Below are 25403 nucleotides of genomic sequence, written 5' to 3'. Positions count from 1 at the left end.
CATATTCTCTTCCCCGAAGATAATATCCTCCTTCCTCCTGCAGAAAACGGGACCGAACGCCTCAAAAAACCGCATCGCAATGCGCTTGACCCCCGTGCCGTCCATGAACAGAATCAAGGGCCGTCGGGCGGGACTTGAAAATTCAGGAGTTGGGTGTGGTGACAGGCAGGAACGTGATCTTCGACCTTGGGGCGGTGCTGATCGAATGGGATGCGGCACTTGCCTTTGCCGACGTCTTCACCACCCGCGACGCGGCCGAAGACTGGATGCGGCAGATCGATTTCGCGGGCTGGAACCGGCTTCAGGATGGCGGGCGCAGCTTTGCAGAAGGAGTCGCCGTGGCACGCGCGCACCATGGCCCATTGGCCGATCCGCTGGAGGGGTATCTTGCCGCGTTTCACCTGACGATCGAGAAGCCCGTTCCCGGCAGTTGGGCCATTGTCGATGCGCTGAATGCGCGCGAGGTGCCGCTGTTCGCGATCACCAACTGGGCGGCCGAAACCTGGCCCGCGGCGCTGGAGGTCCATCCTCGCCTTGCCAGCGTGTTTCGCGACATCGTCGTCTCGGGGCAAGTGGCGCAGTTGAAGCCCCAGCCCGAGATCTTTCGCCTGCTGATGCAGCGCAACGGATTGTCGCCTGCGGATTGCGTGTTCATCGACGACAGCCGCGCGAATGTCGAAGGTGCGCGCGTTCTTGGCATGGACGCGATTCACTTCACGGATGCCGAAAACCTGGAGCGAGAGCTGGCGGAACGCGGATTTTTTGCCTGACTGGCCATTTTTCACCCCGAAAGGGGCGATTTTTCACGCCCCGATCACGGGACCATCACATGATGCGGTGCATGTTGTCCTTGCCAGACGCCCGAAGCGGATGCCAGCGCATCCCGGCAACCGGGTCGGGCGGAAGGTCGAAGCCATTTTCAGCATCGCCGGCGGCAGAGCGGCGTGAACGTTTGTATGATCCGTTTTCGAGTATGATGTTTCAGTAATCCTTCGCTTCGCAAGATCCGCGCGCCTGTCTCCTCCTGTGGCAGGCGCGCAATTCTTTTGCGCAGCGGGATCAGCGCGCGCCGATCAGCGGCGCGATGTGGCGCAGCGCCATCAGGTAGCCGTTCGTTCCCAGTCCGGCGATCACCCCCTCGGCCCGCAGGCTGACATAGGAATGGTGGCGGAAGCTTTCGCGCTTGTGGATGTTCGAGATATGGACCTCGATCACCGGGGCGTCGAAGGTGTTCAGCGCATCCAGGATTGCGACCGAGGTATGGGTCAGCGCGCCCGGATTGATGACGATCGCGTTCGCTTCGTGCCGGGCCTCGTGGATCGTGTCGACGATGACGCCTTCATGGTTCGACTGGAAGAAGCGGATCTCGATCCCCAGTTCGTGCCCCAGTTCGGTGCAGGCGCGTTCCACGTCGGCCAGCGTCGTGCTGCCATAGATCTCGGGTTGGCGCTGGCCCAGAAGGTTCAGGTTCGGGCCGTTCAGGATATAGACGGTGGGCATGGTTTCCTCGCATCCGCGGGTGACCGACCCGCCGTTTCGGCGCGAAGGATAATCCACGCGGGCCGCGCCGCAAGCGCGATCAGCCCGGTTCGGCCAGGAAGATATAGCCCGCGCCGTAGATCGTCTTGATCAGTCGCGGGTTCTTCGGATCCTCGCCCAGCTTGGTGCGCAACCGCGAGATGCGCACATCCATCGCCCGGTCGAAGCTTTCCCCCGCGGTCCCGCCCAGCGTCTCAAGCATCTGCGTGCGCGAGATCAGGCGGCGCGGATTGTCCAGGAACATGCGCAGAAGCTCGGCCTCGGCATGGCTGATCGGGGTCTCCTCTCCTGCGGGAGAGGTCAGGGTATAGCGGTCGAAATCCGCCGCCCAGCCCGAGAAGCGCTGCTGCTGGCGCGCCGCCCCGGCATCGCGCTGGGGCTTGCGCAGGCGGGCGCGGATCCGGGCGACGACCTCGGCCGGCTCGAAGGGCTTGATAATGTAATCGTCCGCACCCAGTTCCAGCCCGGCCACGCGGTCCTGCACCTGCGCTCGGCCAGAGATGATGATGATCGCCGCCCCGGAGTCGCGCGCCAGCCGGTGGACCAAAGCCAATCCGTCGCGATCGGGAAGGCCCAAGTCGATCAGGCAGGCATCGGGTTCGATCCTGCGCAAGGCGGCCTCGAACTCGGTCGCGCGGGCGAAGGAAAGGCTGCGGAACCCCGCCTCATCCAGCGCGGCGGATAAAAGGCGCCGGATCTCGGGCTCGTCGTCAAGGATCGCGATCAGGGGGGCTTCAGTCATCCGTCACCATCATCAGGGCCGCGGCCAGCGCCGCATCATCGAAAGGCTTGGTCAGCACCGGGCCCGGCAGCGCGGCGCGCAGCGGATCCGACGCGGGCAGTGCGGTCATCAGGACCAGGGGCAGCCCGGCTTCCACAAGCAGGGTGCCCGATCCGTCGCCCAGCTGCAGGTCGGACAGGATCACGGTCACGCCGGGAAGGTCGGTCAGGCCGCGTGCCTCGGCAAGTCCTTCGGCCTCGATCACCGCATGGCCCAGCAGCGTCAGCATCTCGCGCGTGGCGGCGCGGATGTCGGGATCGTCCTCGACCAACAGGACAAGGTGCGGGCGGGCCGACCGCCAGGGCAGGCGTATCGTGACCTGCGCGCCCCCGGCATTGGCCAGCCGAAGCGTTCCGCCCGCCAACTTGATCTGGTCATAGACCATCGACAGGCCCAGCCCGGATCCCTGACCGCCCTTGGTCGAAAAGAAGGGTTCGGTCGCGCGGCGCAGCGCCTCGTCCGTGAATCCGGGGCCGGAATCGGTCACTGTCAGCTCCAGCCAGCGACCCGCCGCGCGACCGGCGATGACGATCTCGCCCTGGCCCCGCATTGCGTCCCGCGCGTTCAGGATCAGGTTCAGCAGCGCGTCCTGCAGCGCGCCCGGATCCAGCATCAGGCGCGTATCCGGCAGGCCGGGTGCAATCTCCAGGGTGACGTCGCCGCCCAGTGTCGGGCGGGTCATCGCGGCCAGGTCATCCAGCAGGCCGCGCAACTCCACGGGGCGGGGGCGGTGTTCGCGCTGCCCGGTCAGGGTGGCGATGCCGTCCAGAAGCGTCACCCCCCGGCGCGCCGCGGCCAGCGTGGCCTGAACGTCCTCAACCTGCGCGGCCGAAAGCCCGGACCGCCCCAGCCGGGTCTGAAGGCCCAGGATGATCGTCAGTAGGTTCCCGAAATCATGGGCCATGCCCGAGGTGACCTGCGCCGCAACCGCGCGCTTGGCGGCATGGGCCAGCGCCTCGCGCGACTGCACCTCGGCGCTGACATCGGTCGACAGGACATAGGCCCCGCGCCCGGTCTGGTCCGGCGTCAGGGCGATGCGGATGCGCCGCCCCGAGGGCGGATGCGTGATTTCGAACACCTGCGGCTGGCCCGCGACGGCGCGGTCCATATGGGGCCGGATACGGTCAAAGGTCTCGCTTCCCAGAACCTCCTCGCCGGTGCGGCCCAGCACCGCGACATCGGAGCCGGGGAACACCGCCGAGATCTGGTTGTTCGAGAAGGTATAGCGATAGGTGCGGTCCATATGGGCGATATGGGCCGGGACCATCGCCGTCACCTGCCGCGTCCGTGCCTCGGATTCGGTCAGGATGCGCTTGGCCTCCTCCAGCGCGGCATTGGTCGCGGCAAGTGCGCGGTTTGCGGCGGAAAGCCGTTCGGCATTCTCGAAGACGCGTTCCGACAGTTCGGCCGAGCGCGCACGCAGCAGTTCTTCCTGCCGCTTGATCTGGGTGATGTCGGTATAGACGGCGATCCAGCCACCCTGCGACAAAGGTGCGCCTTCGACCGAGATCCAGCGCCCGTCGGCTCGCTTGCGCTCCATGTAATGGGGCTGGAAGGTCCGGGCCTGATCGACCCGTTCGCGGATCGCGGCCTCAGGGTCATCCTGTGGGCCGTATTCGCCGCGCTCGACCAGAAAGCGGATCGTGTCCTCGAAACTGGCGCCGGGCAATGTCAGGCGGTCGGGCAGTCCGAACATCGCCTGATAGGGCCGGTTCGACACCGCGAGCCGCAGTTCCGCATCGAAAATCGAGATCGCCTGCTGAATCAGGTTCAGCCCAGAGCGGGTCAGTTCTGCGTGCCGTTCCTCGGGAAGCATAAGCATGGGTAGCATTGCCGGGCGCGTGTAACAATTCGTAGGATTCGCGAAAAACTGGCGCAAGGATTGGCATTGTAAGCTGCAAGTGTCGGACGGGAGGGGAGCCCGAACGACAAGGGAGGAAGCATGCAGACCACGCAAGTGGCCGAAGCCGGGTTGCAATCCATTCCCGCGTTGCTGGCACGCAATGCCTCCATCTTTGGCGCGCGTCCGGCCTATCGCGAGAAGGAATTCGGAATATGGCAAAGCTGGACCTGGGCCGAGGCGGCGGGGCAGACCCGCGACCTGGCGCTGGGATTGCTAAAGCTGGGCCTGCGTCCCGGCGACCATGTCGCGATCATCGGGCGCAACCGGCCAATGCACTACTGGTCTATGGTCGCGGCCCAGATGTGCGGCGCGGTCCCGGTGCCGCTGTATCAGGACGCCGTCGCCGACGAGATGGCCTATGTCCTGGGTAACTGCGGCGCGCGCTTCGTTGTCTGTGGCGACCAGGAACAGGTGGACAAGGTGCTGGAGGTGGGCGAGCGCGCCCCCGCGGTCGAGCGTCTGATCTATACCGACCAGCGCGGCATGCGGAAATACGACCATTCCCGGATGAATGCACTGGCCGATCTTCAGGCACAGGGGCGCGCTGCCGAAAGCCAGCTGGGGGTGGAACTTGATGCCCGCATTGCCGGCCTTGGCTATGACCAGACCTGCGTCATGCTTTATACCTCTGGCACGACCGGCAAGCCAAAGGGCGTCGTCCTGTCGAACCGCAACATCATCGAGACCTCGAAGAACAGCGCCGGGTTCGACCACCTGACCGAGCGCGAGGAGATCCTGGCCTATCTGCCGATGGCCTGGGTCGGCGATTTCATCTTTTCGGTCGGGCAGGCCTATTGGGCGGGCTTCACGGTGAATTGCCCTGAAAGCGCGCGGACGATGATGACCGACCTGCGCGAGATCGGGCCGACCTATTTCTTCGCTCCGCCCCGCGTGTTCGAGGGGCAGTTGACCAGCGTGATGATCCGCATGGAGGACGCGGGCCGCGTCAAGCGCTGGCTGTTCGATCACCACATGGCGCTGGCCCGCCGCGTGGGTCCGGGCATTCTTGAGGGCCGCCCCGTCGGCATCATTGACCGCCTGCGCTATGCGTTGGGGGACGTGCTGGTCTATGGGCCGCTGAAGAACACCCTGGGCTATTCGCGCATCCGCGTCGGCTATACTGCGGGCGAGGCGATCGGCCCCGAGATCTTCGACTTCTACCGCAGCCTCGGGATCAACCTTAAGCAGCTTTACGGCCAGACCGAGGCCTCGGTCTTCATCACCCAGCAGCCGGACGGCGAAGTCAGGGCCGATACGGTCGGCGTTCCCAGTCCGGGCGTCGAACTGAAGATCGCGGAGTCTGGCGAGGTCTTCTATCGCAGCCCCGGCACCTTCGTCGAATATTTCAACAATCCCGACAGCACCGCTTCGACCAAGGATGGCGAGGGGTGGGTGGCGACGGGCGATGCCGGCTTCTTCGAGGAAGGCACGGGCCATCTGCGCATCATCGACCGGGCCAAGGATGTCGGGCGCATGGCGGATGGCCGCATGTTTGCCCCGAAATATGTCGAGAACAAGCTGAAGTTCTATCCCAGCATCCTTGAGGCGGTGGTGTTCGGCGCGGGCCGCGATGCCTGCACGGCCTTCATCAACATCGACCTTGCGGCAGTGGGGAACTGGGCCGAGCGCAACAACATCGCCTATGCCAGTTATCAGGAGCTGGCCGGGCATCCGCAGGTCTATGCCGCGATCCGCGAGCATGTCGAGGCGGTGAACGCCTCGGTCGCGCAGGATCCGATGCTGTCGGGCTGCCAGATCGCGCGTTTCCTGGTCCTGCACAAGGAACTGGACCCCGACGACGGCGAAATGACGCGGACCCGCAAGGTCCGGCGCGGGGTCATCTCGGACAAATATGCCGACCTGATCGCAGCGCTTTATGACGGGTCGCGAAATGTCTTTACCGAAACCGAAGTCACCTATGAGGATGGCCGCAAGGGCAGGATCAGGGCGACGCTGCGGATCGAGGAGGCCCGGACCGTCCCCCCGGCCCTTCACGATGTGAAAGCAAAGGGAATCGCAGCATGACCTCGGACAAGCCCGCCTATTTCTTCGCCGCCATCTTCGCCATTGCAGGGATCCTGCTGGCCTGGCTGATCGCTTCGATCCTGCCACTGGCTGTCTACAATGTCCTGGCCGGCGCCATCGGCGCCATTTTCGGCGTACTGATGATCTCGCGTCTCTGGCCATCCTTGCCGGTGCGCGAGGCGCATCTGTGGGGCGGGGCGCTGATTGCCTACAACATCCTGCTGTCGCTGCTGGAAAGGATATGGACTTGAACCCTGCCGCCGCAGCCCAGGACGTGACGCCGCCCGTCGGGCGCCAAAGCGGTCCTGTCATCATGGACCTGAAGAACATCACCCTGCGCTTCGGCGGGGTGGTGGCGATCAAGGATATCAGCTTCGACATCCGCGAGGGAGAGATCCGCGCGATCATCGGCCCGAACGGCGCGGGCAAGTCGTCGATGCTGAACGTGATCTCGGGCTTCTATGTGCCGCAGCAGGGCGAGATCTGGTTTGACGGCCACAAGCGCGGGCCGATGAAGCCCTATCAGGTCGCGCGGCTGGGCATCGCCCGCACCTTCCAGAACATTGCGCTGTTCGACGGCATGTCGGTTCTCGACAACATCATGACCGGGCGGCTGAACATGATGACGGCGCCGCTGTGGTCGCAGGCGCTGTGGTGGGGGCGGGCCGAGCGCGAAGAGGTCGAGAACCGCGAAGAGGTCGAGCGCATCATCGACTTTCTCGAGATCCAGAACATCCGCAAGACCCCGGTGGGACGCCTGCCTTACGGGCTGAAAAAGCGGGTCGAACTGGCGCGCGCACTGGCGGCGCAGCCGCGTATCCTGCTGTTGGATGAACCCATGGCGGGCATGAATGTCGAGGAGAAAGAGGACATGTGCCGCTTTATCCTGGATGTGAATGACGAATTCGGCACGACCATCGCGCTCATCGAACATGACATGGGCGTAGTCATGGACCTGTCGGACCGCGTGGTGGTGATGGATTACGGTCGCAAGATCGGAGACGGCACCCCGGACGAGGTTCGCGCCAATCCCGATGTCATCAGCGCTTATCTGGGCGTCGTGCAGGAATAGGAGCCGGCGATGGAAATCCTTTATGCAAGCGAGGTGCTGCTGAACGGCCTGATGGCGGGGGTGATGTATTCGCTCGTCGCTCTGGGCTTCGTGCTGATCTACAAGGCCTCGGGCGTCTTCAACTATGCCCAAGGCGTGATGGCCTTGTTCGCCGCGATGACGCTGGTCGGCATCATGGAGGGGCGGGTTCCCTTTGCGCATCTGATCAACGCGGCCTTCGGCATCCATGTCAGCAGCTTCGGCTGGACGGTCCCAGCCGTCATCGGCATCGCCCTGACCGCATTGGTCATGGTGGGTCTGGCCATAGCCGTCGAGAAGCTGGTCCTGAAACACCTTGTCGGGCAGGAACCGATCATCCTTTTCATGGCGACGATCGGCCTTGCCTGGTTCCTGGAGGGACTGGGCGACGTGATGTGGGGTGCCGACGTCAAGGTTCTGGACGTCGGCCTGCCGCAAGGCATCTCGGACAGGGTCGAGGCCGCGACGAATGCCTGGTTCGGCTATGGCTTCTTCATCGACCGCCTCGACATCTGGGCGACGGTCATCGCGGCGGCATTGGTCGCGGCGCTGGTCGGCTTTTCGCAATATACCAAGCAGGGTCGGGCGATGCGCGCCGTGGCCGACGACCATCAGGCCGCGCTGTCGGTGGGGATCAGCCTGCGGTTCATCTGGATCATGGTCTGGTCGATTGCAGGGTTCGTGGCGCTGGTCGCCGGCATCATGTGGGGCACCAAGTCCGGGGTGCAGTTCAGCCTGTCGCTGATCGCGCTCAAGGCGTTGCCGGTGCTGATGCTGGGCGGCTTCACCTCGATCCCCGGCGCGATTGTCGGCGGGCTGATCATCGGCACGGGCGAGAAGCTGTTTGAATATTTCATCGGCCCGATGGTCGGCGGCGCGACCGAGAACTGGTTCGCCTATGTCCTCGCGCTCATCTTCCTCGTCTTCCGGCCGCAGGGCCTGTTCGGCGAGCGGATCATCGAGAGGGTCTGAAGCGTGCCGCAGGTGGAAAGCAGGGGATTGGGTATTTTCGAAACGGTGAGAGTTTCATCGTTTTCCAAATACCCGAATGTCGGGACGGTCCGATCGGGAGGGGCAGATGTTCTATCGCGAGGCAGGTGACTTCAAGACAAGCTACCGCGACGACGGCCAGACCTTTCCGATCCGGCTGGATCGCTGGGGTTATTACGGGCTGCTGGCCGTGGCCTTTCTGGTCGTGCCCTTCGTCATCGACAGCTACTGGGCCAATGCGGTTCTGGTGCCATTCCTGATCTATGCCATCGCGGCGATCGGGTTGAACATTCTGACGGGCTATGCCGGCCAGGTCAGCCTTGGCACCGGAGGGTTCATGGCCGTGGGCGCCTATGCGGTCTACAAGCTGATGACCGCATTTCCGGGCGTGCCGATATTCATCCATATCCTTCTGGCAGGCGCGATCACCGCCGTGGTCGGGATGCTGTTCGGCCTGCCCAGCCTGCGGATCAAGGGCTTCTATCTGGCCGTCGCGACCTTGGCCGCGCAGTTCTTCCTGGTGTGGCTCTTCAACAAGGTGCCGTGGTTTTACAACTACTCCGCCTCGGGACAGATCAACGCGCCCGAGCGTACGATCCTGGGCTGGGCGGTGACCGGACCCGCGACGACCGCTTCCGCGAAATACCTGACCTGCCTTGTCTTTGCCGTCGTGCTCGCCTGGGTCGCGCGAAACCTGACGCGGGGCACGGTCGGGCGCAAGTGGATGGCGATCCGCGACATGGACATCGCGGCCGAGATCATCGGGGTCAATCCGCTGACCGCCAAGCTTTCGGCCTTTGCGGTGTCCAGTTTCTTCGTCGGCATCGCGGGCGCGCTGCTTTTCTCGGTCTATCTGGGCGCGGCCGAAGCCAGTGAAGCCTTTGGCATCAACAAGAGCTTCCTTGTCCTTTTCATGATCATCATCGGCGGGCTTGGCAGCATCTTCGGCAGCTTCGCGGGTGCAGCCTTTCTGGTGTTGCTGCCGGTGCTGCTCAAGAACCTGCTGGTCGCGCGGCTGGGCTGGCCCACAGATCTGGCCGCTCATATCGAACTGATGATCATCGGCGCGCTGATCATCTTCTTCCTGATCGTCGAGCCGCATGGCCTTGCCCGGCTCTGGCGGTTGACGAAGGAGAAGCTGCGGCTTTGGCCGTTCCCGCACTGAACCGGAATCCCGGCAGACGAACACCCTTGGGGAGGAGACCAAGATGAGACTGAAGCTAGCAACCATCGCGCTTGCCGCCACCATGGCGGCGGCCCCGGCAATGGCCGATCTGGTCGTGCCGAACCTCAGCTATCGCACCGGCCCCTATGGCGCGAACGGCACGCAATATGCGGATGGGTTCAACGACTATTTCACGCTGCTCAATGAACGCGACGGCGGCATCGGGGGCGAGAAGATCCAGACGCCGGAATGCGAGACCGCCTATAACACCGAAAAGGGCGTCGAGTGCTATGAGGCGACCAAGGGCAATGGCGCGCTGGTCTATAACCCGCTGTCGACCGGAATCACCTATCAGCTGATCCCCAAGGTCTCGGCCGACAAGATCGTGCTTTATACGCCGGGCTATGGGCGGACCTCGGCCAAGAACGGCAAGGTCTTCGAATGGGTCTTCAACGCGCCCGCGAATTATTGGGACGGCGCATCGGTCGCGGTGAAATACCTGCTGGACCAGAATGGCGGCGATCTGAAGGGCAAGAAGATCGCGCTGGTCTATCACAATTCGGCCTATGGCAAGGAGCCGATCCGTACATTGCAGGATCTGGCCCAGAAGCACGGCTTCACGCTGAACGAGCTGCCGATCGATCCGCCGGGGCAAGAGCAGAAAAGCCAATGGTTGCAGATTCGCCGCGACAAGCCGGACTATGTCATCATGTGGGGCTGGGGCGTGATGAACCAGACCGCCATTCAGGAAGCCGCGAATATCCGCTTTCCGATGGAGAATTTCATCGGCGTCTGGTGGTCGGGGTCCGAGGTTGACGTGCTGCCCGTCGGCGCTGCCGCCAATGGCTACAAGTCGCTTACCTTCAACGGGGTGGGCACCGACTATCCAGTCTATGACGACATGAAGAAGTTCGTCATCGATCCGGGCAAGGCCTCGCAGGGCGGTCAGTTCGTCGGCTCGGCCCTGTATTCGCGGGGCATGTACGCGGCGGTGGTGATCGCCGAGGCGATCAAGAAGGGGCAGGAACTTGCCGGGACGCCCACGATCACCGCGGCACAGCTGCGCGACGGGTTCGAGGCGCTCGACATCACGCCCGAGCGGCTGAAGGAGATCGGCCTTCCCGACTTTGGCCCCGAAATCAAGATGAGCTGCGACAACCACGGCGGCAGCGGCATGGCCCGGCTTCAGCAGTGGGATGCCAATGCCAAGAAATGGACCCTGATCACCGAGTTTACCCAGCCCGACCAGGATGTCCTGACCCCGCTGATCCAGGAGGACAGCGAGGCCTATGCCAAGGAAGCGGGCATCACGCCGCGCTGCTGATCCCGCGTGCCCCGGCGGGACGTCCGCCGGGGCCAATCCGACAGGGGGAAACCATGCTTGATGCCACGCCCAAGCCCGATGCGCTGCTTGAGGTCAACAATATCGAGGTGATCTACAACCACGTCATTCTGGTTCTGAAAGGGGTCAGCCTGTCAGTGCCCAAGGGCGGAATTACTGCGCTTCTGGGCGGGAACGGTGCGGGCAAGACGACGACGCTGAAGGCGATCTCGAACCTTCTGCATTCCGAACGGGGCGAGGTCACCAAGGGTTCGATCAGCTATCGCGGCGAAAGGGTGCAGGACATGGACCCCGCCAGCCTGGTGAAGAAGGGCGTGATCCAGGTGATGGAGGGGCGGCACTGTTTCGAACACCTGACGGTCGAGGAAAACCTTCTGACTGGCGCCTACACCCGGACCGATGGTCGCGCCGCGGTCGCCCACGACCTGGAGATGGTCTATTCCTATTTCCCGCGCCTGAAGGAGCGGCGGAAATCCCAGGCGGGTTATACTTCGGGGGGCGAACAGCAGATGTGCGCGATGGGCCGCGCCCTGATGTCTCGCCCCGAGACGATCCTGCTGGACGAGCCGTCGATGGGATTGGCCCCCCAACTGGTCGAGCAGATCTTTGAGATCGTGAAGGCCGTGAACGAGGGCGAGGGCGTGACCTTCCTGCTGGCCGAACAGAATACCAATGTCGCGCTGCGCTATGCCCATCACGGCTATATCCTGGAAAGCGGCCGGGTCGTGATGGATGGTCCCGCCGAGGCGTTGCGCGAAAATCCCGATGTGAAGGAATTCTATCTCGGCATGTCCGAGCAAGGCCGCAAAAGCTTCCGCGACGTGCGGTCCTATCGCCGTCGCAAGCGCTGGCTGGCGTGACGGTCCCGGAAAGGCGATCCCATGACATTCTATGACGAGCTTGAGACGCGCAGCGCCGATCAGCGTGCCGCATGGCTGGCGCAGGAACTGCCCGCCGCGCTGCTGCGCGCCCGCACCTCTCCGGCAATGGCGCGAATCCTGCAGGGGGTCGAGCCAGAAACGGTGACGACGCGCGAGGCGCTGGCCGGCCTGCCGGTCATTCGCAAGTCCGAACTGTCCGAGGCACAGAAGAAGCAGCCCCCCTTCGGCGGCTTCACCACGCGCAGACCGCATGAGTTCGAGAATGTGTTCCAAAGCCCCGGCCCGATCTATGAACCTGGACGGCGCGGCAATGACTGGTGGCGGCTGGGCCGGTTTCTGTTCGCGGCGGGCGTGGGGCCGGGGGACATCGTCCATAATTGCTTCGGCTATCACCTGACGCCCGCCGGCATGATGTTCGAAAGTGCCGCGCGCGCGGTCGACGCCGCCGTCCTGCCCGCCGGCACGGGCCAGACCGAATTGCAGGTGCGCGCCGCCGTCGATATCGGCACGAGTGTCTATGCCGGGACGCCGGATTACCTGAAGATCATCCTCGACAAGGCAGACGAGATGGGCGAGGCGCTGGCACTGACCCGCGCCACGGTTTCGGGCGGGGCGCTGTTTCCGGGCTTGCGCCAGTCCTACGCCGATCGGGGAATCGCGACGACGCAATGCTATGCGACCGCCGATCTGGGACTGATCGCGTACGAGTCCCCCGCGATGGACGGAATGATCGTCGACGAAGGCGTGATCGTCGAAATCGTTCGCCCCGGCACCGGTATTCCCGTCCCCGAAGGCGAGGTCGGCGAGGTTGTCGTGACCAGCTTCAACGCCGATTATCCGCTGGTTCGCTTTGCGACCGGCGACCTGTCGGCGGTGCTTGCGGGACAAAGTCCCTGCGGCCGCACAAACATGCGTATTCGGGGCTGGATGGGCCGCGCTGATCAGACCACCAAGATCAAGGGCATGTTCGTGCGACCCGAGCAGGTGGCGGTTCTGGTCTCGCGTCATCCCGAGATTGCGCGGGCGCGGGTCGTCGCGGATCGGGCGGGCGACATGGATTTGATGACGGTGCAACTGGAAACCGACAGCAAAGATGCGGCAAGATACGAAGCAACGGTGTTGGACACCCTGAAACTTCGCGGCCGGATCGAACTGGTTGCGCCCGGATCACTTCCGAATGACGGCAAGGTCATCGAGGATCGGCGCAGCTATGATTGACCTCGGGCCGCACAAGGCCACGAGGTTCGTTGATGCGATATTCCCTGTTTCTGCTGGCCGCCCTTGCGGGCGCGGCTCCGGCCCTGGCCGAGAATCGCGCGGTGGTCATCGGGAATGCGGACTATCGGACTGCACCGGATCTTGCGGGTTCCGACACGCCCGCGCTGGCCGAGGTGATGCGGGTCGCGGGATTCGTCACCGCGCAGGGAATCGACCAGCCCGCGGACGAATTGCGCCGCACGCTGGACTTGCTTGCGCGCCGGGATGACGCGCCGGGCGCCCGAATCGTCGCGCTGAATGGGCGATTCCTGAACCGCGATGGCGAAACCTGGCTTCTGGGGACCGACGCCGGCAAGCCGGATGCACAGGAAGTCGGGCATCAGGGCGTGCCGCTGTCGTTGGTCATGCAGCTGATCGCCGAGGCGAAGCCTGGGGCAGTCCTGCTGCTGGGGACCGACCAGCAGGAGATGCCCCATCGCGAGGGGCTGGAAAGCGGCATTGGCGAATTGGCCGAGATGTCTGGTGTTTCGGTCATCGTCGGCCCGCCCGAGGCGACGGCGCGGGCGCTGCGCGAACTTGCGGCGGGGGGCACCGTGTCCCGCGCGCTGTCGTCGGCGCGCAACCTGCGGCTTTTGCCCGGGGGTGAGGTGGATCTGGTGCCGGCGCGGCGCAGTGGCAAGCCCGCACCCGGTGACGAGACCGAGCCGGTCGAGGCCGACCGTCAGGCCTGGGCCGATGCGGCCGAGGGGGACAGCGCGGAATCCTATCTTGCCTATCTGGAAACCTATCCTTCGGGCATGTTCGCGGGTGCGGCCGAAACGCGGCGCCGTGTCCTGCAGGATGGCCGCAGCAAGGCAATGTCAGACCGTGATGCCTGGTCAGCCGCTGCGGCATTGGATCGCACCGCCGGGTATCGCGATTACCTGTCGCAGTTTCCGGGTGGGCAGCGCTCTGGCGATGCCTTGCGCCGGTTGGCCGAGCTGGCCGGTTTGGCGACCAAGCCTATCAGCCGCGCCCCTTCGGGGATCGAGACGATGCTGGGTCTGGACCGAGCCGCCCGTCTGGGCATCCAGAAAAACCTGTCGCGCCTTGGTTATGAACCCGGAGAGCTGGACGGTATCTTCGGCAAGCGCACGCGCGAGGCGCTGGCAACCTGGCAAGAGGTGAACCGGCTTGAACCGACTGGATACCTGACCTCGGCCCAATATGACCTGCTGCGCCGCCAGATCCATTTCCTGGACGGGAAAAGCGGCAGGCGCGACGATGAATACTGGCAGCGGACCGGCGCACTTGGCGAGACGCGGCAGCTGCTGGCCTATCTGCGCCGCTATCCCGAAGGCCGCCACGCGGTCGAGGCGCAGCGCGTGCTGGCAGCGATGGCCGGCACGCAGATGGCCGCCGCCCAGCTTGCCGGCGCGGATGCAACCTGGCGGTGGGCGCGGCGTCAGGACAGCGCTGCCGCCTATCGTTCGTATCTGGAGCGGTTCCCCGATGGCAGCCATGCAGACGAGGCCCGCCAGCGGCACGACAACCTTCAGGCGCTGACCGAAGCGTCGCGGCGCGAGGAGGAGGAACTGCAACTGAACGCCGTCACCCGCCAACGCATTGAGAGCCGCCTGAGCGAGGATGGGCTTGATCCGGGCGAGATCGACGGACGCTTCACCGACGAGACGCGGGATGCCTTGCGCCGCTATCAGGCGGCCCAGAATCTTCGCGTCACCGGATACCTGTCACGGCAGACCGTGTCGCGCCTGCTTGAGACAGCGGCACCACAGGGTAACGACATCCGTCAAGGAGAGGGACGATGAGCTATTTGGCCGCATTGCTGATCACGGTGGCAGGGGTCTGCATCGCCGTGCAGGCGCCGATCAACACTGCGCTGGGACGCCAGGCTGCCAGCCCGCTGGTCGCTGCGGCGATTTCGTTTGGCGTGGGCTTCGTGCTGCTGACCAGCCTGTCGCTGATCCTGGGGCAGGGGCGCGGCTTCCTGCGAGCCTCGGGGGCCGAACCCTGGATGTGGGTCGGTGGCATTCTCGGCGCGTTCTATGTCTGGGCGATGGTCTGGTCGCTGCCGCGACTGGGGGCGCTGACGGCGCTTTGCGCGCTGGCCCTGGGCCAGATCCTTGCCGCGATCCTGCTGGACCGGGCAGGGGCGTTCGGCCTGCCTGTGCGCGAAATCTCGATCCCGCGCGTGTTGGCCGCGCTGATGGTCGGCGGCGGGCTGATCATGTCGCGATTCTGATTCGCCGGAACGCATCGGGGAATCGCCGTCGATCGGCGCTTCCCGGCGGTGCGGGCAGCGATGCATGGCAAAACGCCCGCAGCGCAAACACGCAGCGGGCGTTCAAATCGGGCAACAAGTGCCGCGAAACTTAGCCCTGGCGGGCCTTGAAGCGCGGGTTGGTCTTGTTGATGACATAGATGCGGCCTTTACGGCGCACAACTTGGCAATCGCGGTGGCGGCTCTTGAGCGAGCGGAGCGAATTGCGAACCTTCATCGGTCTTCTCCTATCGCGGCGCATCGCAAGGCGCCATGAAACTGAAACGCCCCCGGAATGCCCGGGGGCTGGGAATAATGGTGGGCGGTACTGGGATCGAACCAGTGGCCACTACGATGTCAACGTAGTGCTCTACCGCTGAGCTAACCGCCCTCCTTACCTTGCGAGTCTGTCAGCATTCGCTTCCAAATCGCCTTGGTCTGCGGCTCTATATAGAGGCCCGCGGGGGGTTTCAACCCCTCTTCTTACGGTTTTGCAACTGGACTTGGCCGGCGCGGAACTTGGGCTATAACCGTCGTGTTCCATGCCCGGCACAGGATGCCCAGCCAGCAGCGCCCAGGACCAGGATACCGGATATGAGTTTGGACGACGCCACCTTCGACCTGATGCGGCCCCGCGACTGGCAGGGTGGGGTCATTTTCGCCTCGCCGCATTCCGGACGCTGCTATCCAGACTGGTTTTTGGCTGAATCCCGGCTGGATTCGCAGAATTTGCGGTCTTCCGAGGATGCTTTTGTCGACCGGCTGATCGCCCCTGCCGTTGATCATGGCGCGGTCGTGCTGACGGCGCGGGTGCCGCGCTGCGTCGTCGATCTGAACCGTGGCCCGGACGAGATGGACCCACTTGTCGTGGCGGGCGCGGTCCCCCGCGTGATGAGTCCTCGAATCATGGCGGGACTGGGGGTGATTCCCCGCGTCGTCTCGCAAGGGCGGGCGATCCATGACCGACCGATTCCCCTGGCCGAGGCGGATCAGCGAATCGCGCGACTGTGGCATCCCTATCACGAGGCGCTTTCGGCCCTGATCGACGAGGCGATTGCCCGCTTCGGCGGTGCGATCCTGATCGACATGCATTCGATGCCCCGCGACGCCCTGGCCCATCTGCCGCGGCCGCGACCCGATTTCGTGCTGGGCGACCGCAATGGTGTCTCGGCTGCGCCGCGCATCGCCGCCGCCGCCGCCGAGGCTGTCGCCTCGGAAGGGTTCCGGCTGCGGCGCAATTCGCCCTTTGCGGGCGCCTATATCGTCGCGGCCTATGGCAAGCCCACGCGCAACGTCCACGTCCTTCAGCTTGAGATGGACCGTTCGCTTTACATGGACGAGCAGAAGATCGAGCCGCGGGCCGATTTCGATGTCTTCGCCCAGCGTTTCGCGCGTATCGTCGCGCGGCTGGCCCGGCTGCGCCCGGATTCCGGCGAATCCGCGATCGCGGCCGAATAATCAGGGGGAAGATGATGGAAGAACAGTTGTTGGACCTGGTCAGCCGCAACATCGCGCTGATCGTGCTGGCCTTCGTGATCTTCCTGGCGGTCAGCTCGGCGGTCCGCATCGTGCCCCAATCCGAGAAGTTCGTGGTCGAACGGTTCGGCCGCCTGCGCGCGGTTCTGGGACCGGGGATCAACTTCATCGTGCCCTTCCTGGACCGGGTGGCGCACAAGATCTCGGTGCTTGAGCGGCAGCTGCCGACCAACCGGCAGGACGCGATCACCGCCGACAACGTGCTGGTGCAGGTCGAGACCTCGGTCTTCTATCGCATCATCGAGCCGGAAAAGACGGTCTATCGCATCCGTGACATCGACGCGGCCATCGCCACCACGGTCGCTGGTATTGTGCGCTCCGAGATCGGGACGATGGAGCTGGACCAGGTCCAGTCGAACCGGGCAAGCCTGATCGAGCGTATCCGTGGATCTCTGGCCAATGTCGTCGACGACTGGGGGATCGAGGTGACGCGGGCCGAGATTCTGGACGTGAACCTGGATGACGCGACCCGCGCGGCCATGCTCCAGCAGCTGAACGCCGAACGCGCGCGCCGCGCCCAGGTCACCGAGGCCGAGGGAAAGCGTCGCGCGGTCGAGCTTGCCGCCGATGGCGATCTGTACGCCGCCGAGCAACAGGCCAAGGCCAAGCGCGTGCTGGCCGAGGCCGAGGCATTTGCCACCAATGCCATCGCCGGCGCGATCCGCGATGGCGGTCTTGAAGCCGCGCAATATCAGGTCGCCATGCGTCAGGTCGAAGTCCTGGCCGAGGTCGGCAAGGGGCAGGGCAAGCAGACGATCATCCTGCCCGCTTCGGCAGTCGAGGCCATGGGCGATGCCTTCAAGCTGTTCCGGGGTGCCAAGCCGTGATGAACGGCTGGCTGTGGGTGATTGCCGCGCTGATCCTGGGGGCGCTGGAGATCGTGCTGCCCGGCTGGTTCTTCCTGGGGATCGCGCTGGCGGTCGGCCTGATGGGGCTGGCGCTGCTGGTCGGGATCTGGACAGGTGGACTGCCCCTGGCGCTGGTGGTGACTGCGGCGCTGAGCGGGGCGGCCTGGCTGGTCCTGCGCCGGATCTTCGGCAGCAGCCGGGGCGAGGTCACGATCTGGACCCGCGACATCAACGACGACAAATGAGCTTCTGCGGCGCCAAGCTGGTGCTGACGCTGGGACAGGATCTGCTGACCTGCCTGCGCGACGATTACGACTGGATCCCGTTCCCGGCGCATTGGGATCTGCCGGGCGGCGGGGCTGAACCCGGCGAGGCGCCCGCGGACTGCGCGCTGCGCGAGTTGGAGGAGGAGTTCGGCCTGCGCCTTGACCCGGACCGGATCACGGGGACGGCCTTTCCCTCGATCACGCAGCCCGGACATCAATCCTGGCTGTTTCGCGGTCACCTGACCGCTGCCGAAATCGCGGCCATCCGCTTCGGCGACGAAGGGCAGGAGTGGCGCATGATGCCCGTCGCCGAGTTTGTGGCACATCCGCGCGCCGTGCCGCATTTTCGCGACCGCGTCGCGCGGATGCTGGCGCTTTAGCGCGCCGGAAATTCCGCGACGATGGCCTGGGCTGCGGCGCGAGGATCCTGGGCCTGCCAGATCGGGCGGCCGACGACGATGTGATCGGCGCCATTGGCGATGGCGGTGGCCGGGGTCTCGATCCGCTTCTGGTCGCCCGCGTCGCTGCCCGAGGGGCGCACGCCTGGCGTGACGATCAGCCGCCCGGCCGCCTCCGGCAGGGCCCGGATCAGCCCGGCTTCGCGGGGCGAGGCGATGACGCCGTCCGCCCCGGCCTCGAAGGCGCGGGCGGCGCGGGTCGCGACGATCTCGGTCACGTCGCCCGGCAGGATCAGCCCGGCGTCAAGATCGCCCCGGTCCAGCGAGGTCAGGATGGTGACGGCCAGGATCTTCAGGTTGGATCCTGCCGCGCCCGCCTTTGCCGCGCGCACGACATGGGGGTCGCCATGCACGGTCAGGAAGTCCAGATCGTATTGCGCGATGCCGCGGACCGCCGCCTCGACCGTGGCGCCGATGTCGAAGAACTTCATGTCCAGGAAGATGCGCTTGCCATGTTCCTGCTTCAGTTCGTTGGCCAGCGCCAGCCCGCCCCCGGTCAGCATTCCAAGGCCGATCTTGTAGAAGCTGGCTGCGTCCCCGATCTTCTCAGCAAGCTCCAGCCCGGCCAGCGCATTCGGCACATCCAGTGCCACGATCAGGCGATCATCCATCCTCAACCCCGATTTTCTGATAAACGGCGCGCTTATATGGGGGAACCGCGCGTCTTGAAACCCCGTTTTTCCCTGCCCATCTGACAGGCAGGACCCGAGGGACCGTGCCGAATGCGGGCGGTTCCAGGCGGGGGCTGAGGAAAGGAATTTCATATGGATATGGAAAAATTCACGGAACGGTCGCGTGGCTTCCTGCAGGCGGCGCAGACGATCGCGATCCGCGAGAACAACCAGCGCGTCATGCCCGAACATCTGCTGAAGGCGCTGATGGATGATGACCAGGGCTTTGCCAGCAATCTGATCGCGCGGGCCGGTGGCGATGCGCAGGCCGTGCGCGTTGCCGTTGACGAGGCGGTGGCGAAGCAGCCCAAGGTCAGTGGCGGCCAGGGTCAGGTCTTTGTCGATCCCTCGATGGTGCGCGTGCTGGACGAGGCCGAGAAGCTGGCGAAGAAGGCCGGGGACAGTTTCGTTCCTGCCGAACGCGTCCTGACCGCATTGGCGGTGGTGAACACCAACGCTCGCGACGCGCTGAGTGCTGGCAAGGTGACCGCGCAGACGCTGAACGCCGCGATCAACGACATCCGCAAGGGCCGCACCGCCGACACTGCCAGCGCCGAGGACAGCTATGAGGCATTGTCCAAATATGCCCGCAACCTGACCGAGGCGGCCGAGCAGGGCAAGATCGACCCGATCATCGGCCGGGACGAGGAAATCCGCCGTGCCATGCAGGTGCTGTCGCGCCGGACCAAGAACAACCCGGTCTTGATCGGTGAACCCGGCGTCGGCAAGACCGCCATCGCCGAAGGGCTGGCGCTGCGCATCGTGAACGGCGACGTGCCGGAATCCCTGCGCAACAAGCAGCTTTGGGCGCTGGACATGGGTGCGCTGATCGCCGGTGCGAAATATCGCGGCGAATTCGAGGAGCGGCTGAAGGCCGTCCTGAAAGAGATCGAGGACGCAGCCGGGGAAATCGTGCTGTTCATCGATGAGCTTCACGTTCTTGTCGGCGCTGGCAAGACCGATGGCGCGATGGATGCCGCGAACCTGATCAAGCCCGCGCTGGCCCGGGGCGAGCTGCATTGCGTCGGTGCGACCACGCTGGACGAATATCGCAAGTATATCGAAAAGGACGCGGCTTTGGCCCGCCGGTTCCAGCCGGTCATGATCGAAGAGCCGACGGTCGAGGATACGATCTCGATCCTGCGCGGTATCAAGGAGAAGTATGAGCTGCATCACGGCGTCCGCATCAGCGACGCCGCGCTGGTGGCTGCTGCGCAGCTTTCGAACCGCTACATCACCGACCGCTTCCTGCCCGACAAGGCCATCGACCTGATGGACGAGGCGGCAAGCCGTCTGCGCATGGAGGTGGATTCCAAACCCGAGGAGCTGGATGCCCTGGATCGGCAGATTCTGCAGATGCAGATCGAGGCCGAGGCCCTGAAGAAGGAAGATGACGCCGCCAGCAAGGACCGGCTGGAAAAGCTTGAGAAACAGCTTTCCGAGCTGCAGGAGAAGTCGGCGACGATGACGGCTCGCTGGCAGGCCGAACGCGACAAGCTGGAAGGCTCGCGCAACCTCAAGGAGCAACTCGACAAGGCCCGCGCCGAGCTGGATCAGGCCAAGCGGGAAGGCAACCTCGCCAAGGCCGGGGAGCTTTCCTATGGCATCATTCCGGGGCTGGAAAAGAAGCTGGCCGAATCCGAAGGCACCGACGAGGGCCCGATGGTCGAGGAAGCGGTTCGCCCCGAGCAGATCGCCGAGGTGGTGGAGCGCTGGACCGGCATTCCCACCAGCAAGATGCTGGAGGGCGAGCGTGAGAAGCTGCTGAAGATGGAAGAGGTGTTGGGCAAGCGCGTCATCGGCCAATCCGAAGCGGTCACTGCCGTCTCGAACGCGGTGCGCCGTGCGCGGGCCGGGCTGAACGATCCGAAACGGCCGCTGGGCAGCTTCCTGTTCCTTGGCCCGACCGGCGTCGGCAAGACCGAGCTGACCAAGGCCATCGCCGAATACATGTTCGACGACGACTCTGCGATGGTTCGCATCGACATGTCCGAGTTCATGGAGAAACATTCGGTCGCCCGCCTGATCGGCGCGCCTCCCGGTTATGTCGGCTATGACGAGGGGGGCGTGTTGACCGAGGCCGTGCGGCGTCGCCCCTATCAGGTGATCCTGTTCGACGAGGTCGAAAAGGCCCACCCGGACGTCTTCAACGTGCTGTTGCAGGTGCTGGACGACGGTCAGTTGACCGACGGTCAGGGCCGGACGGTGGATTTCAAGCAGACGCTGATCATCCTGACCTCGAACCTTGGGGCACAGGCGCTGTCGAGTTTGCCCGATGGGGCGGATTCGAGCCAGGCGCGGACGCAGGTCATGGACGCGGTGCGCGCCCATTTCCGTCCCGAGTTCCTGAACCGGCTGGACGAGATCATCATCTTCCACCGCCTGACGCGGGACAACATGGACGGGATCGTCAAGATCCAGCTGTTCCAGCTCGAACATCGGCTGGCACAGCGCAACATCATGCTGGAGCTGGATGAGGATGCGACCAAATGGCTGGCCGACGAAGGCTATGACCCAGTCTTCGGTGCGCGCCCCCTGAAACGGGTGATCCAGCGCAGCCTGCAGAACCCGTTGGCCGAGATGATCCTGTCGGGCGAGGTGCTGGATGGCCAGACGGTCCACGTCAGCGCGGGACCGGATGGGCTGATCGTCGGAAACCGCGTCACCGGGGTCCATCTGGGCGAGGCCGGGGACAGCGGTCCCAGAGTGCCGCTGCACTAATTCGGATGCCTGTGGAAAGGGCGGTCGCGTGGCGGCCGCCCTTTTCCTTTCGGCGGGTCTTTACCCGCAACCGATGCAACGCATGGTAAGCCCTGCGAAAACATGCATGATCGCGCCCAATACTTGCAGAACCAGAGGCGAGACATGACCCGCATCCTGACCGTCCCCACCAAGCCCATCGAGGGACAGAAGCCCGGCACTTCGGGCCTGCGCAAGAAAACCAAGGTCTTCATGGGCCCCCACTACCTTGAGAATTTCACCCAGTCGGTCTTTGACGCGATCGGGGGCGTTCAGGGCAAGGTTCTGGTCCTTGGCGGAGACGGGCGCTACTTCAACGACCGCGCGGTGCAGGTGATCCTGCGCATGGCGGCGGCGAATGGCGCGGCGCGGGTGATCCTGGGGCAGGGCGGTTTGCTGTCGACGCCTGCTGCCTCGAACCTGATCCGCAAGCGCAAGGCGGATGGGGGCGTGATCCTGTCCGCCAGCCATAATCCCGGCGGCATCGACGAAGATTTCGGCATGAAGTTCAACGGCGCGAATGGCGGTCCCGCGCCCGAATCCGTCACCGACCTGATCTTTGCCCGCACTCTGGACCTGTCCGAATACCGTATCCTTGAGACCGGGGACCTGGACCTGACCTCGCTTGGCGAAACCGCGATGGGCGCGATGGTGGTCGAGATCGTCGACCCCGTCGCCGACTATGCCGAGTTGATGGGCCAGCTGTTCGACTTCGACGCGATCCGCAACCTGTTCATCGGCGGCTTCCGCATGCGCTTTGACGCGATGCACGCCGTGACCGGCCCCTATGCCCATGAGATCCTGGAGCGGATTTTGGGCGCGCCCGAGGGCACCGTCGTCAATGGCACCCCCTCGCCCGATTTCGGTGGCGGCCATCCGGACCCGAACCCGGTCTGGGCCGATGATCTGGTCGAGGCGATGTTTGCGAAGGATGCGCCAGATTTCGGTGCAGCATCGGACGGCGATGGAGACCGGAACATGGTGCTGGGTCGCGGAATCTATGTGACGCCCTCGGACAGTCTGGCAGTTCTGGCGGCGAACGCGCATCTGGCGCCGGCCTATGCCGGGGGGCTTTCGGGGATTGCGCGGTCAATGCCGACCAGCCGCGCCGCCGACCGCGTGGCTGAAAAGCTGGGCATCGAGTGCCATGAGACGCCGACCGGCTGGAAGTTCTTCGGCAATCTGCTGGACGCTGGCCGCGTCACGATCTGCGGCGAGGAAAGCGCCGGCACCGGATCGGACCATGTCCGCGAAAAGGACGGGCTTTGGGCCGTCCTGCTGTGGCTGAACATCCTGGCCCGCCGGATAGAGCCGGTCGAGCAGATCATGGCCGCGCATTGGTCGCAGTTCGGCCGCAACTATTACTCGCGTCATGATTACGAGGCAGTGCCCGTCGAACGTGCGAACGCGCTGATCCAGCGCCTGCGCGACATTTCCGGGGACCTCCCGGGCCAGCAGGTCCAGGGAATGGAGGTCGCAAGCGCGGACGACTTTGCCTATCACGACCCGGTCGATGGCTCGGTGTCGAAGAACCAGGGCATCCGCATCGGTTTTGCCGACGGCTCGCGCGTGGTGCTGCGCCTGTCCGGGACGGGGACCGAAGGCGCGACTCTGCGCGTCTATCTTGAAAGATACGAACCCGATCCCGCGCGCCACGATCTGCCGGTCGAGGAGGCACTGGCCCCGGTGATCGCCGCTGCCGAGGAGATCGCGTTGATCCGTGAATTCACCGGCCGCGAGCGGCCGGACGTCACCACCTGACAGGATCACGGGAAAGTCATTCCATCCGCTGCACTGCCCTGCGATCATGTCCGTGACTGGTGTCATGAACACAATGTCTGGGAGGCCGGGATGAAGCTGAAATGGTCCGATGTAACGCCCGAGCAGAGCTATCTTGACCGCCGCAAGTTCATTGCGGCGGGCGCGATGGCCCTGCTTGGCACCCCCGCTCTGGCGCTGGCAGGCAAGACCTCGCGCTATTCCACGGTCGAGAAGCAGAACACCTTCGAAGAGATCACCAACTACAACAACTTCTATGAATTCGGCACCGGCAAGACCGATCCCGCCAGCAATGCCGGGTCGCTGAAGACCTCGCCCTGGTCCGTCCGGATCGAGGGGATGGTGGACCATCCCGGCAGCTACGGGGTCGAGGATCTGGTCCCCGATTCCGCGCTGGAGGAACGCATCTATCGTCTGCGCTGTGTCGAGGCATGGTCGATGGTGATTCCATGGCTGGGCGTACCGCTGGCCGCAATCCTGAAGAAGGCGGGTCCGCAATCCGGCGCGAAATACGTCGCCTTCCAGACCCTGCTGGACCCCAAGCAGATGCCGGGGCAGGCCTACGGCGGCGGCATCGACTGGCCCTATCGCGAAGGACTGCGCCTGGACGAGGCGATGAATCCCCTGACGATCCTGGCGACGGGGCTTTACGGGCGGGTCCTGCCCAACCAGAACGGGGCGCCGATCCGGCTGGTCGTGCCGTGGAAATACGGCTTCAAGTCGATCAAGTCGATCGTCGCCATCTCGCTGACCGACAAGCAGCCCCGGACCACTTGGCAGATGCTGCAACCCAGCGAGTACGGATTCTATGCCAATGTAAACCCGCAGGTCGACCATCCCCGCTGGAGCCAGGCAACTGAAAGGCGGATCGGCAGCGGCCTGTTTGGCGGTCGGCAGGAAACCCTGATGTTCAACGGCTATGGGGACGATGTCGCCAGCCTCTATGCCGGAATGAACCTGGCCAAAGCTTACTGATGGCGCAGGTTCTGAATCGCTGGTTTCGCCGCCTGCCTGTCTGGGCCGTCTGGCTTCTGGGGGCGATCCCCCTGGTCCTCTTGGTCTGGGACACATTTCATGGCAATCTGGGGGTCGAGCCGGTCCGCGACATCGAACATCGCCTGGGGCGGACCGCGCTTTACTTTCTGATCGGGACGCTGGCGGTCACGCCCCTGTTGCGGCTGACGCGGATAAATCTGGTTCCGTTTCGACAGGCGCTTGGCCTGATCTGCTTCAGCTACGCTGTCCTGCATCTGTCGGCCTGGATCGCCTTCGACATGGCCTTTCTCTGGGCGCAGATGCTGAAGGACGTGGTCAAGCGTCCCTACCTGATCTTCGGGATGCTGGCGTTCCTTATGCTGACGGCGCTGGCGGTGACGTCGAACCGCTGGTCGATCCGCCGCATGGGCGCGGGGTGGAGACGGCTGCATCGCCTGATCTATCCCGCCGCGGTTCTTGTCTCCGTGCACTGGCTTTGGGCGCTGAAGCTGTGGGAATCGAAGCCGTTGACGATGCTGGGTTTGATTCTGGTGCTTCTGGCCCTGCGTTTGCTGAGGTTTTTGCCCAGGGCGGGCCGGAACGCGGCGCCGCGCGCGGGTGCGTGATCAGATAGCGCAACCTTCCTCCGCCGCATCACCGATCCGATGGAGGATACATTACCGTTTATAATCAACAAGTTGCAATTTAATATCTATTTCCGTCACTTTTGCCCTTGCGGGTATTTGGGTTGGTCCGTAAATACCCGCTCACCGAGACGGCGACGCTGGCTCGGGACGGGATTGAGCGGTGCGGAAGTGTTGCTTGATCTGGGACAATTCGGGAATGAGATGGCTTGACGGCGCCACGAAGGAAATGGCGCGGTTCGGGTTGTTTTTTATCCCCTGCTTTTTGACATTGCGAGATATCTGAAGAGATA

General features: G+C 64.3%; 24 protein-coding genes and 1 tRNA gene. 19 read left to right on the top strand and 6 right to left on the bottom strand.

Annotation, left to right across the window (positions count from 1 at the left end; genetic code table 11):
* The first annotated feature begins 158 nt into the window (after positions 1-158).
* Positions 159-770, top strand: coding sequence for an HAD family hydrolase (locus ACO2Q4_RS16440; RefSeq protein ID WP_423320645.1), 612 nt, complete (start codon positions 159-161; stop codon positions 768-770).
* Between the two features lie 289 nt (positions 771-1059).
* Here the strand turns inward: ACO2Q4_RS16440 and aroQ are convergent, their stop codons facing one another.
* The 3 genes from aroQ to ACO2Q4_RS16425 all read right to left on the bottom strand — a co-directional run bounded on the left by aroQ (position 1060) and on the right by ACO2Q4_RS16425 (position 4142).
* Positions 1060-1500 (bottom strand): type II 3-dehydroquinate dehydratase, encoded by a 441-nt coding sequence (gene aroQ, locus ACO2Q4_RS16435; protein ID WP_311759779.1) that lies wholly within the window; start codon positions 1498-1500, stop codon positions 1060-1062.
* 79 nt (positions 1501-1579) lie between these two features.
* Positions 1580-2281: a response regulator transcription factor gene (locus tag ACO2Q4_RS16430; RefSeq protein WP_311759778.1), complete on the bottom strand. Its 702-nt coding sequence runs from the start codon at positions 2279-2281 to the stop codon at positions 1580-1582.
* Positions 2274-4142, bottom strand: a complete 1869-nt coding sequence (locus ACO2Q4_RS16425; RefSeq protein WP_423320642.1) for a PAS-domain containing protein — start codon at positions 4140-4142, stop codon at positions 2274-2276. The genes ACO2Q4_RS16430 and ACO2Q4_RS16425 overlap by 8 nt, the downstream gene beginning before the upstream one ends.
* 120 nt (positions 4143-4262) lie before the next feature.
* Here ACO2Q4_RS16425 and ACO2Q4_RS16420 point away from each other — a divergent pair, with 120 nt between their 5' ends.
* From ACO2Q4_RS16420 to ACO2Q4_RS16375, 10 genes are all read left to right on the top strand, one after another.
* Positions 4263-6248 carry an AMP-binding protein gene (locus ACO2Q4_RS16420; protein WP_423320640.1) on the top strand — a complete coding sequence of 662 codons (1986 nt, stop codon included), beginning with the start codon at positions 4263-4265 and terminating at the stop codon, positions 6246-6248.
* On the top strand, positions 6245-6499 hold the full coding sequence (locus ACO2Q4_RS16415) for a hypothetical protein (protein ID WP_311759775.1): 255 nt from the start codon (positions 6245-6247) through the stop codon (positions 6497-6499). Before ACO2Q4_RS16420 ends, ACO2Q4_RS16415 begins: the two co-directional genes overlap by 4 nt.
* The gene (locus ACO2Q4_RS16410) at positions 6490-7320 is read left to right on the top strand and encodes an ABC transporter ATP-binding protein (protein ID WP_395134415.1); all 831 of its coding nucleotides are present in this window, start codon (positions 6490-6492) and stop codon (positions 7318-7320) included. Before ACO2Q4_RS16415 ends, ACO2Q4_RS16410 begins: the two co-directional genes overlap by 10 nt.
* A 9-nt stretch (positions 7321-7329) precedes the next feature.
* Entirely contained in the window at positions 7330-8310 is a 981-nt protein-coding gene (locus tag ACO2Q4_RS16405; RefSeq protein WP_423320638.1) for a branched-chain amino acid ABC transporter permease, read from the top strand.
* Between the two features lie 106 nt (positions 8311-8416).
* Positions 8417-9493, top strand: coding sequence for a branched-chain amino acid ABC transporter permease (locus tag ACO2Q4_RS16400; protein WP_311759978.1), 1077 nt, complete (start codon positions 8417-8419; stop codon positions 9491-9493).
* Positions 9494-9536: 43 nt separating this feature from the next.
* Positions 9537-10817 carry an ABC transporter substrate-binding protein gene (locus ACO2Q4_RS16395; protein WP_311759773.1) on the top strand — a complete coding sequence of 427 codons (1281 nt, stop codon included), beginning with the start codon at positions 9537-9539 and terminating at the stop codon, positions 10815-10817.
* A 53-nt stretch (positions 10818-10870) separates the two neighbouring features.
* Positions 10871-11695, top strand: coding sequence for an ABC transporter ATP-binding protein (locus tag ACO2Q4_RS16390; RefSeq protein ID WP_423320635.1), 825 nt, complete (start codon positions 10871-10873; stop codon positions 11693-11695).
* Between the two features lie 21 nt (positions 11696-11716).
* Positions 11717-12934, top strand: a complete 1218-nt coding sequence (locus ACO2Q4_RS16385; protein WP_311759771.1) for a phenylacetate--CoA ligase family protein — start codon at positions 11717-11719, stop codon at positions 12932-12934.
* Positions 12935-12966: 32 nt separating this feature from the next.
* A complete protein-coding gene (locus tag ACO2Q4_RS16380) occupies positions 12967-14742 on the top strand; it encodes a peptidoglycan-binding protein (protein WP_423320633.1) in 1776 nt (591 codons plus the stop codon).
* Entirely contained in the window at positions 14739-15176 is a 438-nt protein-coding gene (locus ACO2Q4_RS16375; RefSeq protein ID WP_311759769.1) for a DMT family transporter, read from the top strand. Before ACO2Q4_RS16380 ends, ACO2Q4_RS16375 begins: the two co-directional genes overlap by 4 nt.
* A gap of 130 nt (positions 15177-15306) precedes the next feature.
* On the opposite strand, the gene ykgO is transcribed toward ACO2Q4_RS16375, so the two are convergent.
* Together ykgO and ACO2Q4_RS16365 are read right to left on the bottom strand one after the other, a co-directional pair.
* Positions 15307-15432, bottom strand: a complete 126-nt coding sequence (gene ykgO / locus ACO2Q4_RS16370; protein WP_011746405.1) for a type B 50S ribosomal protein L36 — start codon at positions 15430-15432, stop codon at positions 15307-15309.
* A 78-nt stretch (positions 15433-15510) separates the two neighbouring features.
* A tRNA-Val gene (locus ACO2Q4_RS16365) sits at positions 15511-15585 on the bottom strand.
* A 203-nt stretch (positions 15586-15788) separates the two neighbouring features.
* Between ACO2Q4_RS16365 and ACO2Q4_RS16360 the strand changes: the two genes are divergently transcribed.
* Genes ACO2Q4_RS16360 through ACO2Q4_RS16345 form a run of 4 tightly spaced genes read left to right on the top strand, consistent with a single transcriptional unit; the run spans position 15789 to position 18224 of the window.
* Positions 15789-16652 carry an N-formylglutamate amidohydrolase gene (locus ACO2Q4_RS16360; RefSeq protein ID WP_311759768.1) on the top strand — a complete coding sequence of 288 codons (864 nt, stop codon included), beginning with the start codon at positions 15789-15791 and terminating at the stop codon, positions 16650-16652.
* Positions 16653-16666: 14 nt separating this feature from the next.
* Positions 16667-17557 (top strand): SPFH domain-containing protein, encoded by an 891-nt coding sequence (locus ACO2Q4_RS16355; protein WP_311759767.1) that lies wholly within the window; start codon positions 16667-16669, stop codon positions 17555-17557.
* Entirely contained in the window at positions 17557-17823 is a 267-nt protein-coding gene (locus ACO2Q4_RS16350) for an NfeD family protein (protein WP_311759766.1), read from the top strand. Before ACO2Q4_RS16355 ends, ACO2Q4_RS16350 begins: the two co-directional genes overlap by 1 nt.
* Positions 17820-18224 (top strand): NUDIX hydrolase, encoded by a 405-nt coding sequence (locus ACO2Q4_RS16345; RefSeq protein ID WP_395134433.1) that lies wholly within the window; start codon positions 17820-17822, stop codon positions 18222-18224. The genes ACO2Q4_RS16350 and ACO2Q4_RS16345 overlap by 4 nt, the downstream gene beginning before the upstream one ends.
* On the opposite strand, the gene pyrF is transcribed toward ACO2Q4_RS16345, so the two are convergent.
* Entirely contained in the window at positions 18221-18913 is a 693-nt protein-coding gene (gene pyrF, locus ACO2Q4_RS16340; RefSeq protein WP_311759764.1) for an orotidine-5'-phosphate decarboxylase, read from the bottom strand. The two genes, ACO2Q4_RS16345 and pyrF, sit on opposite strands and share 4 nt — an antisense overlap.
* Positions 18914-19066: 153 nt before the next feature.
* Between pyrF and clpB the strand changes: the two genes are divergently transcribed.
* From clpB to ACO2Q4_RS16320, 4 genes are all read left to right on the top strand, one after another.
* Positions 19067-21694 (top strand): ATP-dependent chaperone ClpB, encoded by a 2628-nt coding sequence (clpB, locus tag ACO2Q4_RS16335; protein ID WP_423320630.1) that lies wholly within the window; start codon positions 19067-19069, stop codon positions 21692-21694.
* A 144-nt stretch (positions 21695-21838) separates the two neighbouring features.
* A complete protein-coding gene (locus tag ACO2Q4_RS16330; protein ID WP_423320628.1) occupies positions 21839-23473 on the top strand; it encodes an alpha-D-glucose phosphate-specific phosphoglucomutase in 1635 nt (544 codons plus the stop codon).
* Between the two features lie 90 nt (positions 23474-23563).
* Positions 23564-24466 (top strand): protein-methionine-sulfoxide reductase catalytic subunit MsrP, encoded by a 903-nt coding sequence (gene msrP / locus ACO2Q4_RS16325; protein ID WP_423320626.1) that lies wholly within the window; start codon positions 23564-23566, stop codon positions 24464-24466.
* Entirely contained in the window at positions 24466-25092 is a 627-nt protein-coding gene (locus ACO2Q4_RS16320) for a sulfite oxidase heme-binding subunit YedZ (protein WP_423320624.1), read from the top strand. Before msrP ends, ACO2Q4_RS16320 begins: the two co-directional genes overlap by 1 nt.
* The last annotated feature ends 311 nt before the right edge of the window (positions 25093-25403 follow it).

Origin of the sequence: Paracoccus sp. KR1-242 (assembly GCF_049446195.1) — a bacterium.
Taxonomy (GTDB): domain Bacteria; phylum Pseudomonadota; class Alphaproteobacteria; order Rhodobacterales; family Rhodobacteraceae; genus Paracoccus; species Paracoccus broussonetiae.
The sequence above is the reverse complement of the archived record's forward strand: the minus strand, read 5'-3'. Positions and strand labels throughout refer to the sequence as shown.

Excerpts from the sequence above, each read along its gene's own strand:
- pyrF (WP_311759764.1), bottom strand. The coding sequence starts at position 18,913 with ATGGATGATCGCCTGATCGTGGCACTGGATGTGCCGAATGCGCTGGCC.
- ACO2Q4_RS16400 (WP_311759978.1), top strand. The coding sequence starts at position 8,417 with ATGTTCTATCGCGAGGCAGGTGACTTCAAGACAAGCTACCGCGACGAC.
- ACO2Q4_RS16395 (WP_311759773.1), top strand. The coding sequence starts at position 9,537 with ATGAGACTGAAGCTAGCAACCATCGCGCTTGCCGCCACCATGGCGGCG.
- ACO2Q4_RS16415 (WP_311759775.1), top strand. The coding sequence starts at position 6,245 with ATGACCTCGGACAAGCCCGCCTATTTCTTCGCCGCCATCTTCGCCATT.
- ACO2Q4_RS16350 (WP_311759766.1), top strand. The coding sequence starts at position 17,557 with ATGAACGGCTGGCTGTGGGTGATTGCCGCGCTGATCCTGGGGGCGCTG.
- ACO2Q4_RS16320 (WP_423320624.1), top strand. The coding sequence starts at position 24,466 with ATGGCGCAGGTTCTGAATCGCTGGTTTCGCCGCCTGCCTGTCTGGGCC.
- ACO2Q4_RS16355 (WP_311759767.1), top strand. The coding sequence starts at position 16,667 with ATGGAAGAACAGTTGTTGGACCTGGTCAGCCGCAACATCGCGCTGATC.
- ACO2Q4_RS16380 (WP_423320633.1), top strand. The coding sequence starts at position 12,967 with ATGCGATATTCCCTGTTTCTGCTGGCCGCCCTTGCGGGCGCGGCTCCG.
- ACO2Q4_RS16385 (WP_311759771.1), top strand. The coding sequence starts at position 11,717 with ATGACATTCTATGACGAGCTTGAGACGCGCAGCGCCGATCAGCGTGCC.
- ACO2Q4_RS16375 (WP_311759769.1), top strand. The coding sequence starts at position 14,739 with ATGAGCTATTTGGCCGCATTGCTGATCACGGTGGCAGGGGTCTGCATC.
- ACO2Q4_RS16425 (WP_423320642.1), bottom strand. The coding sequence starts at position 4,142 with ATGCTTATGCTTCCCGAGGAACGGCACGCAGAACTGACCCGCTCTGGG.
- msrP (WP_423320626.1), top strand. The coding sequence starts at position 23,564 with ATGAAGCTGAAATGGTCCGATGTAACGCCCGAGCAGAGCTATCTTGAC.
- ACO2Q4_RS16430 (WP_311759778.1), bottom strand. The coding sequence starts at position 2,281 with ATGACTGAAGCCCCCCTGATCGCGATCCTTGACGACGAGCCCGAGATC.
- ACO2Q4_RS16405 (WP_423320638.1), top strand. The coding sequence starts at position 7,330 with ATGGAAATCCTTTATGCAAGCGAGGTGCTGCTGAACGGCCTGATGGCG.
- ACO2Q4_RS16420 (WP_423320640.1), top strand. The coding sequence starts at position 4,263 with ATGCAGACCACGCAAGTGGCCGAAGCCGGGTTGCAATCCATTCCCGCG.
- aroQ (WP_311759779.1), bottom strand. The coding sequence starts at position 1,500 with ATGCCCACCGTCTATATCCTGAACGGCCCGAACCTGAACCTTCTGGGC.
- ykgO (WP_011746405.1), bottom strand. The coding sequence starts at position 15,432 with ATGAAGGTTCGCAATTCGCTCCGCTCGCTCAAGAGCCGCCACCGCGAT.
- ACO2Q4_RS16360 (WP_311759768.1), top strand. The coding sequence starts at position 15,789 with ATGAGTTTGGACGACGCCACCTTCGACCTGATGCGGCCCCGCGACTGG.
- ACO2Q4_RS16345 (WP_395134433.1), top strand. The coding sequence starts at position 17,820 with ATGAGCTTCTGCGGCGCCAAGCTGGTGCTGACGCTGGGACAGGATCTG.
- ACO2Q4_RS16410 (WP_395134415.1), top strand. The coding sequence starts at position 6,490 with ATGGACTTGAACCCTGCCGCCGCAGCCCAGGACGTGACGCCGCCCGTC.
- ACO2Q4_RS16390 (WP_423320635.1), top strand. The coding sequence starts at position 10,871 with ATGCTTGATGCCACGCCCAAGCCCGATGCGCTGCTTGAGGTCAACAAT.
- ACO2Q4_RS16330 (WP_423320628.1), top strand. The coding sequence starts at position 21,839 with ATGACCCGCATCCTGACCGTCCCCACCAAGCCCATCGAGGGACAGAAG.
- clpB (WP_423320630.1), top strand. The coding sequence starts at position 19,067 with ATGGATATGGAAAAATTCACGGAACGGTCGCGTGGCTTCCTGCAGGCG.